Here is an 18703-nt window from a genome sequence, read left to right on the forward strand (position 1 = left end):
CACGCTTATTTTCCCAAACTGCCGATGTCACTCAGCAATTGGTTTAGCAAGGGACCCAGCACTTTGAGCGTTTCCGGCGACATCATGGTGATATGGGAACAATCAAGCTCAAAAGTACGCAGATTCTTCACATACGGAGCCCAGATCTCTGCCGGTGTTTCACCTTCAGGCTGGGTTTGCGTCGCCACAAACAGCGTGGTTTCGCCGTGATAAACCGCCGTGGTAGCCGCAGATAACAGGCCAACCGAATCGTCATAGTTAGCCTGAATCTGATCGAACATTTTACGCTTTTCTTCCAGCTCATCGCCGGTAGCCGCCATAAATAGCTCACGCTCACGTTCCACTTCAGCCAATGCTTCGGCTTCAATTGGCGCATTCCAGTCCTGAGTTTCAGGCGGGTAAGTATCGAGTAAACCGAGGAATGCCACTTCCTCGCCCTGTTCCTGCAATTTTACCGCCATACCCTGAGCAATGGTGCCGCCCAATGAATAACCCATTAAATGATAAGGCCCCGTAGGCTGAATGCGGCGTAGCGTTGCCAGATGCTGTTCGCACATTTCATCCATGTTGGCGCATTCGGCGATAGCGCCGCCGGGACGCGGCGATTGCAGCCCCAGAACCGGCCATTTACCTGACAGATAACGCGGTAACTGGCTGAACTGCCAAGCAAAACCTGAAGCCGGATGCACACAGAACAATGACGCACCGGAGCCTTGTCGCAATGTCATCACTTCGCCAAAACCGATTTCATTCTGGTTTTGTGACTGTGGCTGGCTCAGCGCCGCTGCCAGACCAGCAACCGTAGAAGCAACCATTACCTGACCCACGGCTACTGGCTGTTTCAATTCACGGCGCAAATCTGCCGCTAAACGCATGGCTAACAGAGAATGGCCACCGGCAGCAAAGAAGTCGGTATCCGCACCCACGGAATCTACCCCAAGCAGGCTGGCAAACATTTCCGCAATTCGGGTTTCCAATCCTTCAGCCGGAGCTCGCCCGCCGTTATCTGACTGGCTAGCCGGTGCTGGCAAGGCTTTGCGATCCAGCTTTCCGTTGGCGCTGAGTGGGAAGGCCTCCAGACTCACGATAACCACCGGCACCATATGAGCAGGTAAACGCTCAGTTAACGCATTACGCAGGACTTCGGTATCGACTTCCATCTGTCCGGCAGTCGGTACGATATAGCCCACCAGTTGACGGCTGTCGGCACCGGCCAGAACGCCTTCAGACCCGACCAGCGTGCGAGCTACCACCACCGCTTGCTGCACCTGCGGTAATTCCAACAGCGCAGATTCGATCTCACCCAGTTCGATGCGTTGACCGCGAATTTTCAACTGATCGTCGCTACGTCCCAGATATTCCACCTCGCCGTTAGCCAACCAACGGGCAATATCGCCAGTGCGATACATTCGCTGACCGCAATCGAAAGGATCGGCAACGAAGCGGCTGGCGGTCAGATCCGGACGCGCATAGTATCCCTGCGCCAACTGCACGCCGCACAGATAAAGATCGCCCGCCACACCCACAGGAACCGGTCGCAATAGATGATCGAGAATACGCAGCTCAGTGTTCCATACCGGTTTACCGATCGGCACACTATTGCCAGTGATCCGCGCCAGATCCGCGCCGTAAGCCGGTTGATAAGTGACGTCCACCGCGGCTTCCGTAGGCCCGTACAGATTATGTAACGGCGCAGAGAAACTTTGTTGATACAACTCTGACAGTTCGCGGGAAAGCGCTTCACCACTGCAGAATACCCGACGCAGGCTGGTGCAGGTTCGTCCCTGCCCGCTCATGGCGCTGACAAAAGCAGCCAGCATGGAAGGCACAAAATGAGCGGTTGTCACGTCGTAATCTTCCACGATCGCCCGCAGCGCTTCCGGATCGCGATGAGCCTCCGGCGGAGCCATAACCAATCTGGCTCCAGTAATCATCGGCCAGAAGAACTCCCACACCGATACGTCGAAGCTACAAGGGGTTTTCTGCAATACCACGTCATCACTGCCTAATGGATACTCATTTTGCATCCACAACAGTCGGTTAACGATGGCACCGTGAGAAACCACTACGCCTTTTGGCCGACCGGTCGATCCCGAGGTATAAATCAGATAGGCCGGATGATCGGGGGTGATAGAAGGCGCGACAAAATCCTGCGCCGCAGGCCAAGGCTGAGCTAACCGATCCAGTAATAACAACCCCCCCTGACCGGCGAAGCGCTCCGCCAGATCGCTGAGAGTTATAATTAAGCGTGGCCGGGCGTCCTGGATCATGTAAGCCAAACGATCGTCCGGATAACCGGTATCCAATGGCAAGTAAGCCGCACCGGCTTCCAGTATCGCCATCAGCGATAGACTGAGATCCACCGAGCGTGGTAAGGCGACCGCCACTCGATCGCCGGCGCGCACGCCCTGCCGCTGTAGATGAGCGGCCAACGCGGTCACTTTTTCACGAACCTGTTGATAATTTAGCTGCTGATGGATATCCAATAGCGCCAGATACAGCGGCGTTTCCTGCGCCTGCTGAACCATCAGGTCACACAGCGTCACCGCCGGTAGCGCTACGCCGGTATTATTGATTTCGGCTAGCAGGGCTTTCTCATCCGGCGTTTGCAGATCCAGCGCTGACACCGGTAATTCCGGCTGATAAACCAGATATTCCAGCAACATAACCAAACGTTGTGCCACCCGCTGTGGATCTTGTACCACATCGCGATATTCCAACTGCAACTGCAGTTTTTCCCCCGGAAGCGCCAGCAGCGCCAACGGATAATGTGTATAGCCACGGTTATTTAGACCGGCGCAACGCAGGCCGTGGAATGCCTGTTGATGTAACTTACTGTTTTCAGGATAGTTCTCTACGACTAACAGCGTATCAAACAGCGTGTTAGCACCGGCCAGGCGCTGAATTTCCCCCAACCCGAGCCCATCATGCTCCAACAGCTGAATTTGCTGCTGTTGCAACGCGTTTAGTTGCGCGAGTAATGGCAGATTTGGCTGTAATTTAACTCTGACCGGAATGGTATTACTGAACAAACCTATATGTTGCTCAATACCTTCCACTTCCGCATAGCGGCCGGATACCGGCGAACCGAATACCACATCGTTGCGGCCACTCAGTGCGCCCAGTAAAGTCCCCCAAACCCCTTGTAACAGGGTGTTCAGCGTCAAACCTTCCCGACGCAGCAAAGCGACCAATCCCGCCGTCAGCTCGCAGCCTAACTCCACCGCCAACTCCCGAACCGGACCTGATGAGTTAGCTTCAGGGTAAAGAATCGAGGGCGTTGCGCCCAGCATCGCCTGTTGCCAGATCTGACGATCCTGCTGAAGATCTCGCTGCGTCATTTGATTGATTAGCGAACCGTAGCTAACTTTCAGTGGTGCCAACGGCAGATTGCCGTAAGCATGCAGTAGATCATGCAGCATGATCGAAGATGACCAGCCGTCACCGATCAGGTGATGAGCAACCAGGATCAATGCGTGACGATCGGCGGTATAGCGCACCAGTACCGCTTCCAATAACGGACACGGGCTGGCGGCGATCAAATCTTTCGCGAGCAAGCTACGTTCCAGATTATGGAACTCCACGGCCTGCCGATCCGCCGTCATTTCTGACAGATCCAGCACTCGCCACGGCACATTCATTTGAGTTGTATCGATCGTCGGCAGAATTTGCAGCGGCTCACTGTGCAATTCAGTGTCAAAGATCGCCGCCAACTGTGGATAGCGAACCAGCAACAGCTCCAACGCGCCGCGCAGGCGGTCAGCATCCAACGGCCCTTCCAGCTCAAAACGGCTCATTGCGTTGTAGTTATTCGCCTCACGACCTAGCTGGGCGTGGAACAGCAAACCTTGTTGCAGCGGCAATACTGGCAGCACCGCGCTGACAGCACCGTATTTCTCCGTGACCGCGGCCATTACCGTGTCTGGCAGTTTACCTTCTGCCGTCGGTTTACCCGGTGCCCTCTCGCCCATAGGCTGCAACGCCTGCGCCATTCGCGCCGGAGTGCGTTGAGAGAAAATATCTCGCGGACGCAATTGATAACCTTGCCGGCGCAGTGCCGTACCCAACGCCATAGCGGAAATACTATCGCCGCCCAGTGCGAAGAAATCATCATCCGCGCCAACCTGTTCCAACCCCAGCAGATCGGCCGTAGCCTGACAAATCAGAGTTTCTTCTGGCGTTTGCGGTGCACGGCTAATTTGCTGCACCGCGCGTTCCGGTGCAGGCAGCGCCTGACGATCGATTTTACCGTTTACCGTTAGCGGCAACTCATTTAACACCACCAACACCGCTGGCACCATATAGTCTGGCAGGGTCGCGGCAAGCTGTTCCAGTAACTGGCTGGAAAGCTGCGGATTAGCATTCAGATCCGCATCTGGTACCGAGCAATAGCCGATTAAACGGTGGGTAGCTCCAATAGCTTCGGCAATCACCACCGCCGTGCTGACCTGCGGCAATGCCACCAGCGCATTTTCCACTTCTCCTAATTCGACGCGGAAGCCACGCACTTTAATCTGGTGGTCAATACGGCCAACGAAATCAAGCTGTCCCTCCGGCGTCCAGCGCATTAAGTCGCCGCTGCGGTACATCACCTCTCCCTCACGGAAAGGATTCGCCACAAAGCGCGCCGCCGTCAGATCCGGGCGGCGCAGGTAGCCGCGCGCCAAACCGGCACCGGCGATATACAACTCACCCATCACGCCAACCGGCACTCTCTCTAACTTGTTGTTCAGCAGATACACTTCGGTATTAGCGACTGGTCGGCCAATAACTGGCTGATCGGAAACTCGCGTACTGGTTCCCAAGGTGTCAATGGTGTATTCCGATGGCCCATAATAGTTATGAACGTTTAATTCCGGATGTTGCTTAAGCAGATTCCACAGGCGCGGCGTGGCCGCTTCTCCACCGATCATAATGAAGGCCGGACGATGACGCCCGTTTTCCAGCAGACCACTGTCGATCATTTGAGAGAAGAATGACGGCGTGATATCCATTGTATCTATGGGTATCTCATCCATCATTTGCACCAATGAATAAGCGTCGCGGCGCATTTCTTCGTCGAAGATATACAGCTCACAGCCGATCATCATCCAGAACAAGGGTTCCCAGGAGGAATCGAAGGAAAACGACGCAGTGTGTCCGGCACGCATCCGGCGGCGATGCTGCCGAGCAAATTCCGCCATTGCCGGGCCGTATAAATTATCGGCATGCGCCACCAGCAGATTGAGCAGGCCGCCATGGGTGCTCATCACCCCTTTTGGTCGTCCCGTGGAGCCAGAAGTGTAAATAATATAAGCCAGATGCGCACCACTGAGCGCTTCACGCCGTTCGGCGTCAACGACAGGTTGAGTCGGTAATGCCGCACATTCGCTGCGGAAAACCTCGTCATCCAGGCTTAACGTCACAGCGAGTTGCGGCAATTGCTCACGGATGCTGTTATGAGTTAATAACAGGCAAGGACGCGCGTCATCGCACATCAATTCCAGTCGATCCAGCGGATAGTCCAGATCAAGCGGCATATAGGCCGCGCCGCTCGCCAACACCCCTAAAATAGCCACCAGAGAATCGACCGAACGTGGCAAACCTATCGCAACCACATCGTCAGCACCGACGCCGCGAGCAATCAGCGCCCGCGCCAATTGCGCTACTCTAACCGAAAGTTGCTGATAACTAAGACGATGCTCGCCGCAGGCTACCGCGCAATCCTCCGGCTGCTGGGTAACGCGAGAATGGAAAATATCCAGTACCGAAACCGCACGGGCAGGCATGGAAATCGCCGGTCCGTTGGCCCATTGAACGATAGCCGCCAGTTCCTGCGGATCGATCAATGACAGTTGCCCGATCGCCACATTTGGCTGGCGAGCGATCTGTTGGATCAAATATTGAATACGCTGAGCGTGTAAACGCAGGCTGGCCATATCGTAGCGCGCCGGATTAGCGGTTAACTCAACGCTAAGCTGACCTTCATCCAGATACAGGTTGAACTCCAAATCCTCCACCGGCCCAGAAGCCATTTGATGAGTGATCCCATCAATACCGGCAAAATTCAGCTGATATTCAAACAGTTTGAAATTAATGGTTGGGCCATACAAATCCTGCCCTGCACCAACCATTCCGAGATCGCGCCGCAGTTGATCGGCTTCGTAACGCTGGTGGCGTCGCAGCGTTTTCAGCTCTAGAGCCAGATTACGCGCGACTTCGGCCAGAGTGAGATCGTCGCGCATTTTCGCCTGTAGCGGCAGCACGTTGACCACCGGCCCCAGCGCGCCAATAGCCACAGAACCCATTCGGCGCATAAATGGAAAACCGACGGAAAGATGCTGTTGCCCGCTCATACGATACAAATAGCTCATCACCAAGGCAATCGCCATATCCGCCGCAGATAGACGCTGCGACTTTACCGCTTCAGTAATGGCCGAAAATTGGGCGATATCAGTGGAGAAGTGGTAGCGCAGCGGCAAAGGAGAGAGATTCTGTTCGCCGCTGTTTTTCCCAGAGGAAGACAGACAAACCGGCACCGGCAGCTCCGCCGCGTGCTGTAACCAGAACTCACGATCCTTAGCTTCCGCTTCCGACCCTTGATAGGCCAGATATTCGGCCACCACTTCGCTAAAAGCGGTAAACGGATTTTCACCTGCGGGCAATCCAGACACCAGCGCAGTATAGATCTCAGCTATACGTCGCGTTAATGCGGTAAAACTAAAGCCATCCACCATTAAATGATGATAACGCTGATACCACAACCAGCGCTCTTCGCCTTCAGGCCGATCTTTCGCCGGACTCACTCGGAATAACAGATGGCGATAACCCGGAACATTCGCAGATTCAGGACGATCCGCTCCCAAAAGATCCGCTTCCATCAAAACCTGAGCGGCGAGGGCGGCATCGTTTCGATCTCGCCAATCCAATATTTCCGCAGGCGCGATCTGCTTAGGATCGATGGCCTGAGGAATCCACTGTACCGGCCCGTTATCACCCGTGCCAAAGCGGGCGTGGACAATATCGGCCTCGGCCAGTCCCTGACGGAGCGCGGCTTGAAAATGTGCCACATCGAGATGACCACGGAGTTCGATATAATGCGCGACAGCGTAAGCGTTATTTTGGACCGCGATCTGATCGGCAAACCAGATACCCGGTTGAGCTGCGACCAGCGGTAATTCGCTTTCGTTCGCGGCCGAAAAAGTTAGGGTTAAAGCCTCTGACACGGCAACAATTCCTTATTTGGCAAGTATCAAGAATCCGGTTATTCCGGCGTCTGTCCATCGGTCATGCTGGGCTATCTCATTCGGCGCAGCCTGTCAGCGGTTACGCATCTACAGCGCGAAAAAACCGCCTGACAAAGCATTTTTAAGGGTTTTAGGCGCTGCTAGATGCAACATGACAAGAGATAGGTTTTTATTCCGGTTGAGCATTCATCAGGCGCTGAGGGCGCATATCCGTCCAGTTCATTTCCAGATAGCGTACGCAGGCTTCCCTTACCGCCGGACCAAATACCGGTTCCCAACCGGCGGGAATCGCAGTGATTTCAGGCCACAGGCTGTACTGGCGCTGAGCGTTGATCAGCACAAAAAAGGGAATGCTTTCATCATCAAAAGGGTTCACTTGGGCTTCATTCATCATATTAATTACTGTCATTTTTAAGATTGAGTAAATAATGCAGACCATCGATTAATCCGCCCCGCCAGCACACGGCATCATGCCCGCCAGAATAAAAGCGGCAGTTTACGCGGTGAGGGGATTGCTCTAATGCATGCTGCATTTCCTGATTAACCTGATAAATCACGTCTTCCCTGCGCCCTGCCTCCATAAAGATATCCAGTTGATGATCGGCTCCCACGCCTTGCTGAACTTGCTGAGTAAGCCAACCGGCAACTTCAGCGTTGCCGTCGGGCATCAGCGCGGAATCATCCATACACGGCCACCAAAATGAACCTGACTGACTGAGTACGCAGCCAAAGCGCTGCGGCCAATGTAGCCCAGCATACAGCGCGGCTAAGCCGCCATAACTTTGCCCTGCAACCACAGTGCGTGAGGCCAGGCCACTAAAAGGCTGATACTGCGCCACCAGCGGCAGAAGTTCGGCCTGAATCGCCAACCAGAACTCCCGATTACAAGGCAACTCTTCCCCGCGATGCTGCTGATCGATAACGTCAATCAGCACATAAACGGTGGGAGGGAGCTGGCCGCTCTCGGTTTGTCGATCCAACACGCCAAATACCGGCTGCCCCTGCGCCCAATATTGCCCATCCAGCAAAATAGCCAACGGACGATCCTGCGGTTGATCGGTTTCCCCAGTGGAATAGATCCAAATATTGCGACTATTACCGAGCAACTTACTGTTCCAGAGGATCTTATGCAGACGCGCCGGATCGACTGGCGGCGGATTGCCAGCATCGACGTCTTTCCAAGCAGGCTGCGGAAGTGAAGCGGGAAGATGTACTGCAGAGAGAGGTGTGCCACGGTTGCTGTAATGTGGTCGAATTCGATTTAGCGGGTCGCTTTCTGCCAGATCCAGTAAAGAAATCCACCAGTTACGCTGCGCCATGCGCCGCTGCTCATGGCTACCTTCCGGCAGTTGCAAACACTGGCTGGCGCTGACCGGAATCACGCTATAGCTACCGCGAAAATCAGGCTCAACCTCAGTCTGCCAATACCACACATCGGAATCACCGAGGCGCTTTAGGCATTCAGGCGTAAAACTGTGGTGGTCAGTGACACCGTTAACATCAATATAAACTCGGTTGAGGGAAGACTGCTGAGCGTTTCCCTGTGGGTCTCGCCATAAAAACGTCAGTTTTACCCGATCTGTCTCTCTAGGTTCAACCAGAGGAGTGCCCCACTGCGCAACCTGTTGCCACCATGCCTCACTGCCAGCCTGAGGATCGCTTAATAAGCTTTGGCTGTCCGGATAACTGTTCACTGCATTCACAACCTTCCCTCGCTGTTTCAACTTTCTGTATCAGTCCTGAAAACCATTAGGCAGGCTAAAGATTGATTCATATATATTTAGGGATACAAGCAAACACAAATAATATTGAGAACTATTTGTGTTTGCAATAACATAGTTGGCATTCGCTCTAATACATCAACTTATAGTTTGCTCACCCCATAGGCAAACTGGCGGCGCTTAGCACAAAAATAAAGCGGTAATACCGTCGATGTACTGATTTTGGCTGGATTGGATGGCCTTAGAGACACTGCGTTAAGGTTTGGCAGGAATGCGCGAACATACCCAGCCGAGCCTGACAATACGTAATACCGGGTGACCTTAAGCCCTGATTGCGCAAACACGCTTTTTATTTTTATTAATTGTGTTCTAGGTAAGGGATAAATCATGTTCGATCTTTCTGGCAAATTGATGCCAAGGAAACTACCGCTTCGCGTCAGCTCTACCTCTAAGACTTTACTATTTACCTCTGCACTTATTCTTATTCCGTCTCTCGGCGCTCAGGCCGAGACGAATAAAACTGCCAATGCGCCGAAAGAAGATAAATTAGTGGTGGTTGCACAGGCGGGCAGTGGGGAGGAAGATTCAGGTTTTGTAGCGACCAATAGCTCCACGGGGACGAAAACCGATACTCCACTGATTAAAACACCTCAGGCCATCTCCGTTGTTACCCGTGAGCAAATGGCGGCGCAAGATGCGACCTCAGTCGCTCAGGCATTGCGTTATACCGCTGGCGTTATCTCTGAATATCGCGGCGCTTCCAACCTGAATGACGAAGTGACTATTCGCGGTTTCGGCTCCGTTCCTCGTTTCCTCGATGGTTTGAGCTATAGCTCCATCGGCGGCGTGCGTCGCGCTGGCCAAATCGATCCCTGGATGCTGGAACGGGTTGAAGTCGTCCGTGGCCCGGCGTCGGTTTTATATGGTCAGGTTAACCCAGGCGGCCTGATTAATATGGTCAGCAAGCGCCCTACCGCTGAAAGTATCCATAAAGTACAGGCTCGCGTCGGAAATAATAAACTGGCCGAAGCGGCATTTGATTTTGGTGGCGCCCTTGATGACGAGGGGAAAGTCCTTTATCGCCTGAACGGTATCGGCCGCACTCAAGATGATGCGGTGCAATCATTTAAGCAGGAACGTTTTGCCATTGCTCCGGCAATAACTTTCTTACCAAATGAAGATACCAGCTTCACCTTATTAACCAGCTATCAAAGAGAGCCTGAAGCCGGTTCACGTAACTTCCTTCCGGCCAGAGGATTACTGACCGCGACTCAGTATGGTTATATTCCGCGTGATTTTAACGTCAGCGATCCCGCATTTGATCAATCATGGCGTGAACAAACTTCCGTCGGTTATGCTTTCGAGCATTATATTAATGACACCTTTAAATTCCGTCAGAATCTGCGTTATACCCAAATAAAGCAGCATTATAATTATCTGGTATTTTTGGATATGCAGCCTGACAACCGCACCATGAATCGCCGTGCGCAAATCGAAAGACAGCAATATGGCGAATTCTCGCTTGATAACCAATTGCAGGCAGATTTCTGGACCGGTGAATTAAACCACACGGTATTAACTGGGCTGGATTACAAACGTACCCGAATTGATAGCCAGTTCCTGATGGATCGCGGCAGCAAATACGATTTGGACTGGGTATCTCCGGTTTATGGTCTGAATATTCAGGAAAGCGCGCTGGGAGTCAGCGATGACGATCTGAATAAACTGGATCAGGTTGGCGTTTATCTGCAAGACCAAATCGAATATGGCAACTGGAATCTATTGCTGTCCGGTCGCTATGACTGGTCGCAAATGAAAGCATTAAGCCGCGTCACCAGCAAACAGACGCAGCAGGATGATAACGCCTTCACCGGTCGCGCAGCGGTGCTGTACGCCTTTGATTCCGGTATTTCACCTTACGTCAGCTATAGCACCTCCTTCGAGCCGAATACGGGTAAAGGCGCACCGGGTCACGAAGCGCTGAAACCTATTACCGCTCGTCAGGTGGAAGCCGGTATCAAATATCAACCGCCGGGTTCGCAAACCTTGCTGACTGCGGCTCTATATGATTTACGTCAGAAAAACATCAGCCAGCGCGATCAGGTGCTGAACTACGACATTCCTATCGGGGAAACTCAATCTCAAGGCTTGGAAACCGAATTAAAAAGCGCGCTAAGCGATAATATTGATGTCATCGCGTCTTATACCTACACCACGGCTAAAGTGCGCGAAACAACCCGCGTTGGCGAGCAAGGTAAAATGCCACCCACTATTCCACACCACGCTGCGGCGCTGTGGGGGATGTATACCTTTAACGAAGGCGTGCTGAGTGGTTTATCTACCGGTGCTGGCGTACGTTATATGGGCACCAGTTGGGGTGATAGAAAGAACACATTCAAAGTACCGGCGTCTACCGTGTACGACTGGATGATGCGTTACGAATTAGGTAATGCAGTTCCGACGCTGAAAGGGACCTCACTACAGGTTAACCTGAATAACATCACCGATAAGGAGTACGTGGCAACCTGTTCAACCGATTCCGCCTGCTTCTATGCTCCGGGTCGTACTGCTACCGCAACCGTCAGTTATTCCTGGTAATCGCTGCGTATACACCGCGCCTGTCTGCTGGCAGGCGCCGATTTCCTACTGCCTTCCTCTTATCTTCCATACAAACCTTAAAGAAAGGTAAATATTTCCCCACGCGTTCACTCTCCCTTCATCGCCACGACAATATAACTTTATAAAATATAATAAGTTAACCTAATAATAACTTTCCCTCTCATGTCATTTAACCTTTCTAAAATTAGGGTTTTATCTTTATACTCGCCCCATCACCCATTGAGGCAAAACTATGTCAGCGTCCGTAGGAATACCCCAGTTAATGCACCGCATACGCACCAGTACCCAGCGTATGTGCGGGCTGCTGTTGGTATTTTTCTGGCTGATACTTAATGCTCAAGTTGCGGTAGCTGGCCATCATTGCGATTTGATGCTGTCCGACAAACCGGCGGTTATTCAGCATCAGGAACATACTCGGCAGACGATGGATATGTCCCACGGTCAGGCGCAAAATGCGCTGTGTGACAAACACTGCGTGCCGGATTCGATGCAGCCAGACGGCAGCGTTATCGCGCTAGCCGCTTTACTTCCACAAACCGAACTGCGGCTCGCAGCGGTTCAAACCCATGAAGTGATACAAAAAAGCGATTGGTATTCCCCTCCCATCGCCGGACCTCCGACGGAGATCGTTTTCTGTCGTTTCAGAGAATAACTCCAGACCTTGATATCCCCTGTATGCCGTCATTCAGCGGCACCTTGCGTTTATTTATTGTCTGGAGTTAATCATGAAAATCCTTATTGCTACCCTTTTCCTCGTGTTACCTACCGCCGTTTTCTCAGCCGATCCGCATTCCCATCAGCATATGTATCAACCGGATGCATCGAGTACATCCGTAGAAACCATTTATCAGTCCCAAGGTAAAATTAAGACCTGGAGCGCCGCAGGGGTATTCATCAGTCATCAGGCCATTCCAGCTCTTAACTGGCCGCCGATGACCATGAGCTTTAGCTTACCCACAGCAGATAATCTGCAACCTTTAACGGTCGGAACAGAAGCCGATTTCAGCTTCCGCCAGACCGCGCAGGGTTACGAACTGGTTTCCATCGCTCCGCACCAATCTTAAGCAGGGTTAACATGATCAGATTCCTCTCTCATCGTTCTCCGGTGCGGCCAGCCCTTGCCTGCTCGCTCACCTTGCTGACGCTGTGCCTGCCGTTGGCGGCTCAGGCCGTCGAGATCACGCTGAATCAGGCTATCAGTTCGGCTGAACGTTATTCCGCCGAACTGTCCGCCAATCAACATCAGGTGAATGCGTTGGAAAATATGGCCAGTTCCGCCACTCAACTGCCCGATCCCAAACTCAAATTCGGAATAGAAAATCTGCCGGTCGGCGGCAATAACGGTCACCGCTTTACTCGGGAAGGCATGACCATGCAGCGTATTGGCATCATGCAAGACTATGTAAGCGGCGATAAACGCCAGCGCAAAGCCGATACCTTCAACGCGGAGGCACGCAAAACCGCGGCGGCCAGCGAAACTATTCGCGCTCGTTTGCAGAAAGATGCGGCCCAATCGTGGCTGGATTTGGCGCTCGCCGAACAAGCCGTCAGAGATGCTCAAAAACTGGTGCTGGAAAGTGAAAAACAGATTGGCGTAAAACGGGCTGGCGTTATCGGCGGAGCCAGCCCTGCCAGTAGCGTAGTGGATTCCCGGTTGATGCTGGTTGCCATGCAGGATCGCCTAACCAACGCCGAGCGAGACGTGCGTCTGGCGCAAACGCGTTTGACCCAGCTAACCGGTTTGGAAGTGACCAAAGCCAGCGGTTCACTGCCCGCTTTCACCCGCCTGCCTGCTGATGTTGCGGTTTTGCAGGCGGCGGTGCTCCAGCATCCCGAAGTATTACAGGCCAGCCGCGAAGCGGAAGTGGCAAAGGCTCGTTCGGCTCAGTCTGCCATTGCGGCAATTCCTGATATTGGCGTCGAGGTTTATTACGCCAAACGTTCTGAGGGCTATGACGATATGGCCGGGGTGATGGTTAGCGTGGATTTACCGCTGTTTCGCTCCCAAAGACAGGATAAAGACTATGCCGCCGACGTTTCCCGCACCATGGAAGCCAACGATCAGCTCACTTTACTGACGCGAGATCATCGGGCGCAGCTCGACACGCTATTGGCACAATATCAGGCCGCCCAGCAACGTTGGCAGCGTCAGAGTCAGGAAGTGCTGCCGCTGCAAAAAAAGCGGCTAGATCTGATCATTGCGCAGTATCAGGGCAATAAAAGCGATCTGTCCTCGGTGATGGATGCCCGTCGGGCGCTATTGGAAAGCGAGCTAAACACTCGCGATGCCGCTCGTGAACTGGCCGCCCTGTGGGTTGCTATTCGCTATTTAATCCCGCAGGAGACAACACGATGAAAAAGCACTTCACTTTGAGTCTGGTCGCCGTCGCTATGCTGGGCGGATTGACCGGTTACTGGTTGGGAAAACCGGCGCAACATAGCGAAATAACTTCGCCTGACACCGCAGAATCTGGCCGTAAAGTCTTATATTGGTACGATCCGATGACTCCTGGACAACGTTTTAATCAGCCAGGTAAATCTCCGTTTATGGATATGGAGCTAGTGCCCCGTTACGCCGATCAACAGGCCGATGACGGAGGCGTGATTATCAGTGCCAGACAGCAGCAAAATCTGGGCATACGCACGGAAAAGTCCCAGATGCGTAGCCTGAATTTGCGCTTAACCGCTTACGGCACGGTAGCTACCGATGAGCGCAGCGTTTCAGTTATACCGGCTCGTGCCAACGGGATCGTCGAACAGCTTTGGGTGCGAGCCAACCAGCAGCAGGTCAGCAAAAATCAGCCGTTAGCGTCTCTGTGGATACCGGAATGGAACGCCGCTCAGCAGGAATATCTGGCGATCCGCAAGTTGGGAGATAACCCGCTAACCTCCGCCGCTCGCCAGCGTTTGCAGCTGCAATTTATGCCTGATGAAATTATTCGTCAGGTAGAAAAAAGCGGTCAGCCGCAAACCCGCTATACCTTACGCGCTCCCTCCGCAGGTTACGTTAACAAGCTGGATATTCGCGCTGGGGCGCAGGTTAGCGCCACGCAATCTCTATTTGAACTGGCCAGTCTGGATCCGGTTTGGGTCGTCATTGATTACCCACAGGCTCAGGCGAGCCAGTTGCAGCTCGGTAGCGCTATTCAGGCGACCTCTGCCAGTTGGCCAGGAGAAATTTTCCATGGGAAAGTCAGTGAACTGCTGCCTAACATGGATTTAACTACTCGCACACTGAAAGCCCGTATCGTGCTGGATAACCCGCAGCAAAAATTAAAACCGGGCATGTACCTGAATCTGCAAGCAACCTCGCGGGAAGCGCTGCCACCGGTGTTGGCAATCCCGCAGGAAGCGCTGTTACTGACTGGCAGTCGCAGTCGGGTGCTGGTCAGTGAAGGAGACGGTCACTTTAAACCCGTCAACGTCACCGCCGGTCACTCTCAGGACGGGTGGGTAGAAATTAAACAGGGACTGAGTCTCGGCGAGCAAGTGGTTACCTCCGGTCAGTTCCTGATCGACTCCGAAGCCAGCTTGCAAAGCGTACTTCCGCAAATGGAGGAGCCTAAATCCATCGATGGTAGCAATCCAACTAGCGCCGTCGCGCCAGATACCTATAGCGCTTCAGGCCGCGTCAATGCTATTGACGGGCAAACTATCACTTTGAGCCACGGAGCGATTCCTGCGTTGAAATGGGGGCCAATGACGATGGATTTCACTCTTCCAGAAAGCGATTTTCCTGCGAATATCCACGTCGGTGCTCAGGTGGATTTTCAATTCACGTTGGACGATAACGGCGCGCATATTCAGCACATTAACCCATCAAAATTGGCAGATAAGCAGCAAATTCATGGAGGCCACCTATGATTGCCGCCGTGATTCGTTGGTCATTACGCAACCGCTTATTGGTGCTATTGGGTGCCGTCATGATGGCCGGCTGGGGAATCTGGTCGCTACAGCAAACGCCGCTGGATGCCCTGCCGGATCTATCTGATACCCAAGTGATTATTCGCGTCAGTTATCCGGGTAAAGCGCCGCAGGTGGTGGAAGATCAGGTGACTTACCCGTTGACCACCACCATGCTATCGGTGCCGGGCGCAGAAACCGTACGTGGTTTTTCTATGTTCGGTGATTCCTACGTGTATGTGCTGTTTGCCGAAGGCACCGATCCTTACTGGGCGCGTTCTCGCGTGCTGGAATATCTCAGCCAGGTGCAATCCAGTCTGCCCGCCGAAGCCAAGGCCGCGCTGGGGCCAGATGCCACCGGCGTTGGCTGGATCTATGAATATGCGTTGATAGATAAAACCGGTAAACACAGTCTGGCGGATTTGCGAGCGTTACAGGATTGGACACTAAAATTTGAGCTGAAAACCGTTCCCAACGTCTCCGAAGTCGCCAGCGTAGGCGGTATGGTGCGCCAATATCAGGTGGTGCTCGATCCTGAACGGATGCGCGCACTGAATCTTTCCCATCAGCAAATCGCCAGCGCCATTCAGGATAGTAATCAAGAAGGCGGCGGTTCGGTATTGGAAATTGGCTCGGCGGAATACATGGTCCGCACCTCCGGCTACCTGAAAAAGCTGGATGATTTTAACAACATCGTGATTACCGCCCGCGACGGCATTCCAATCCTGTTATCGGATGTCGCCAGCGTGCGAATGGGCCCTGAAATACGCCGCGGCGTGGCCGAATTAAACGGTGAAGGCGAAGTGGCTGGCGGCATTATTGTGATGCGCTACGGCAAAAATGCGTTGGAAACCATCAACGGCGTCAAAGCCAAACTGCAACAAATTCAGCAAACGCTGCCCGCAGGCGTGGAAATCGTACCGGTTTACGATCGCTCTCAGTTAATCACCCACGCCATCGATAGTCTGTCTTTCAAACTGCTGGAAGAGTTTCTGGTGGTTGCCGTGATTTGCTCGCTATTTCTCTTCCATTTCCGTTCGGCGCTGGTGGCTATTATTACCCTGCCACTGGGAATTCTCGGCGCGTTTATCGTGATGCATTATCAAGGAGTTAACGCCAACATTATGTCACTGGGAGGTATCGCTATCGCCATTGGCGCTATGGTGGATGCCGCGATCGTGATGATAGAGAACATGCACAAAGTGCTGGAACAATGGCGAAAAGATCATCCGGGGCAAAAACCCGTCGGAAAGGATTACTGGCACATTTCCGAGCGGGCGGCGATTGAAGTCGGCCCGGCGCTATTTTGCAGCTTGCTCATTATCACGCTGTCATTTATTCCGGTGTTTTCATTACAGGCGCAGGAAGGCCGAATGTTCTCGCCGCTGGCCTTTACCAAAACCTACGCCATGGCGGTTTCTGCCGGTTTAGCCATCACTTTAGTACCCGTGCTGATGGGCTATTTTATTCGCGGTAACATTCCCGATGAGAATGCCAACCCAATAAATCGCTGGCTAATCGCATTATATCAGCCGGTGCTTAGCGCGGTGCTGGCTCGCCCTAAAACTACTCTGACGCTAGCCGCTGTGGCTTTGGTCGCCACGTTGTACCCGCTCAGCCGTTTAGGCAACGAATTTATGCCTGCGCTGGATGAAGGCGACCTGTTGTATATGCCATCGACTTTACCGGGTATTTCAGTGCAGGAAGCCACGCGGCTGCTACAACAAACTGACCGTCTGATCAAAACTATTCCCGAGGTCGATACGGTATTTGGCAAGGCGGGACGGGCTGAAACCGCGACCGATCCTGCGCCGTTAACCATGATCGAAACCACCATTCGTTTTAAGCCCAAAGATCAATGGCGGGCAGGTATGACGATGGACAAATTGATCGAAGAATTGGACGCCACGGTAAAAGTACCGGGGATCGCGAATTTGTGGGTGCCACCGATCCGCAATCGGCTGGATATGCTTTCCACCGGCATTAAAAGTCCCGTTGGGATCAAGGTAAACGGTAAGAATATTCAGCAAATCGAACAGGTTGCCTTACAGATCGAGCAAGTTGTGCGGCAAGTGCCTGGTGTCACTTCAGCACTTTCTGAACGTTTAGCTGGAGGCCGCTACGTAGATATCGATATCGATCGCCAGAGAGCGGCGCGCTATGGAGTTTCGGTCAAAGAGCTGCAATCTCTGGTTGCCAGCGTGATAGGCGGACAGAATATCGGTGAAACCATTGAAGGGCGGGAACGTTTCCCGATCAATCTTCGTTATCCGCGTGAGCTGCGCGATTCGCTGCAAAAACTGCGCGACCTGCCGGTATTGACCGCTGCGGGCGGGCAAATTGCTCTGTCGGAACTGGCGGATATTCGTATTAGCGAAGGCCCACCTATGCTGAAAAGTGAGAACGCCCGCCTCTCCGATTGGATCTATGTGGATCTACGTGGACGAGACCTTAAATCTGCGGTGTTGGATATGCAAAAAGCGGTGGATCAGCAGGTTAAACTACCGGAAGGACTCTCTCTCAGTTGGTCAGGTCAATTTGAATATCTGGAACGAGCCACCGCCAAGCTGCAAATTGTTCTCCCCGTCACGCTGATGATCATTTTTGTTTTGCTGTTTGTGACCTTCGGCAAAGTCAGGGATGCCGCACTGATCATGGCGACACTACCTTTCGCTCTGATCGGCGGTATTTGGCTGCTGTATGGATTGGGCTACAACTTCTCGGTTGCCGCTGCGGTGGGCTTTATTGCTCTGGCTGGCGTGGCCGCTGAATTTGGCGTCATTATGGTGCTGTATCTCAATCAGGCGGTGAAAAAGCATCAATTACCGGGGCAACCGCTGACCGCGGAACAAATGTGCGCCGCCATCCACGAAGGGGCGGTCCTGCGAGTAAGGCCAAAAGCCATGACCGTCGCCACCATTATGGCCGGATTACTGCCGATCATGTGGGGAGGCGGTGCCGGATCCGAGGTGATGCAGCGCATTGCCGCTCCGATGATCGGCGGCATGATCAGCGCGCCGTTATTATCGATGTTAGTCATTCCGGCGGTGTATTTACTGATGCATCGACGTAAAGGGTAATCTTTTTCGCGCGGGATAAAGGGGTATCCCGCGCGCGAAAGATCGCTGTTTTAACGGGTAAAGCCGACGCGGCAAAGATGGCTGTCTCCATTCAGCGTGATAGACTTAACGCCAGAAGAAATCCATAACAATCTGTATTCACTTATCTCTCCCA

9 protein-coding genes are annotated in these 18703 nt (G+C 53.1%); 6 read left to right on the forward strand and 3 right to left on the reverse strand.

The window, feature by feature from the left end; all coding sequences use genetic code 11:
* Positions 1 to 5 precede the first annotated feature (5 nt).
* The 3 genes from PL78_RS09760 to fes all read right to left on the reverse strand — a co-directional run bounded on the left by PL78_RS09760 (position 6) and on the right by fes (position 8929).
* Positions 6 to 7205, reverse strand: coding sequence for a non-ribosomal peptide synthetase (locus PL78_RS09760; protein ID WP_064515119.1), 7200 nt, complete (start codon positions 7203 to 7205; stop codon positions 6 to 8).
* A 190-nt stretch (positions 7206 to 7395) separates the two neighbouring features.
* Positions 7396 to 7617: an MbtH family protein gene (locus PL78_RS09765; RefSeq protein ID WP_064518374.1), complete on the reverse strand. Its 222-nt coding sequence runs from the start codon at positions 7615 to 7617 to the stop codon at positions 7396 to 7398.
* A 4-nt stretch (positions 7618 to 7621) separates the two neighbouring features.
* Positions 7622 to 8929 (reverse strand): enterochelin esterase, encoded by a 1308-nt coding sequence (fes, locus tag PL78_RS09770; RefSeq protein ID WP_064515121.1) that lies wholly within the window; start codon positions 8927 to 8929, stop codon positions 7622 to 7624.
* Positions 8930 to 9334: 405 nt separating this feature from the next.
* On the opposite strand from fes, the gene PL78_RS09775 reads away from it, so the two are divergent.
* From PL78_RS09775 to PL78_RS09800, 6 genes are all read left to right on the forward strand, one after another.
* Complete coding sequence (locus tag PL78_RS09775) at positions 9335 to 11545, forward strand: TonB-dependent siderophore receptor (RefSeq protein ID WP_064515123.1); 2211 nt, start codon at positions 9335 to 9337, stop codon at positions 11543 to 11545.
* 283 nt (positions 11546 to 11828) lie between these two features.
* The gene (locus PL78_RS09780; RefSeq protein ID WP_179207945.1) at positions 11829 to 12218 is read left to right on the forward strand and encodes a hypothetical protein; all 390 of its coding nucleotides are present in this window, start codon (positions 11829 to 11831) and stop codon (positions 12216 to 12218) included.
* A gap of 73 nt (positions 12219 to 12291) precedes the next feature.
* Positions 12292 to 12630, forward strand: coding sequence for a copper-binding protein (locus PL78_RS09785; protein ID WP_064515126.1), 339 nt, complete (start codon positions 12292 to 12294; stop codon positions 12628 to 12630).
* An 11-nt stretch (positions 12631 to 12641) separates the two neighbouring features.
* Complete coding sequence (locus tag PL78_RS09790) at positions 12642 to 13922, forward strand: TolC family protein (protein WP_064515128.1); 1281 nt, start codon at positions 12642 to 12644, stop codon at positions 13920 to 13922.
* Complete coding sequence (locus PL78_RS09795) at positions 13919 to 15430, forward strand: efflux RND transporter periplasmic adaptor subunit (RefSeq protein ID WP_064515130.1); 1512 nt, start codon at positions 13919 to 13921, stop codon at positions 15428 to 15430. The genes PL78_RS09790 and PL78_RS09795 overlap by 4 nt, the downstream gene beginning before the upstream one ends.
* Positions 15427 to 18549, forward strand: a complete 3123-nt coding sequence (locus tag PL78_RS09800; protein WP_064515132.1) for an efflux RND transporter permease subunit — start codon at positions 15427 to 15429, stop codon at positions 18547 to 18549. The genes PL78_RS09795 and PL78_RS09800 overlap by 4 nt, the downstream gene beginning before the upstream one ends.
* Positions 18550 to 18703 lie beyond the last annotated feature (154 nt).

The organism is Yersinia entomophaga (assembly GCF_001656035.1).
Lineage (GTDB): Bacteria > Pseudomonadota > Gammaproteobacteria > Enterobacterales > Enterobacteriaceae > Yersinia > Yersinia entomophaga.

What these genes read in the sequence shown, in the direction of transcription:
- PL78_RS09765 (WP_064518374.1), bottom strand. Translation starts at nt 7,617, where the DNA reads ATGAATGAAGCCCAAGTGAACCCTTTTGATGATGAAAGCATTCCCTTT.
- PL78_RS09785 (WP_064515126.1), top strand. Translation starts at nt 12,292, where the DNA reads ATGAAAATCCTTATTGCTACCCTTTTCCTCGTGTTACCTACCGCCGTT.
- PL78_RS09800 (WP_064515132.1), top strand. Translation starts at nt 15,427, where the DNA reads ATGATTGCCGCCGTGATTCGTTGGTCATTACGCAACCGCTTATTGGTG.
- PL78_RS09795 (WP_064515130.1), top strand. Translation starts at nt 13,919, where the DNA reads ATGAAAAAGCACTTCACTTTGAGTCTGGTCGCCGTCGCTATGCTGGGC.
- PL78_RS09780 (WP_179207945.1), top strand. Translation starts at nt 11,829, where the DNA reads ATGCACCGCATACGCACCAGTACCCAGCGTATGTGCGGGCTGCTGTTG.
- PL78_RS09775 (WP_064515123.1), top strand. Translation starts at nt 9,335, where the DNA reads ATGTTCGATCTTTCTGGCAAATTGATGCCAAGGAAACTACCGCTTCGC.
- PL78_RS09790 (WP_064515128.1), top strand. Translation starts at nt 12,642, where the DNA reads ATGATCAGATTCCTCTCTCATCGTTCTCCGGTGCGGCCAGCCCTTGCC.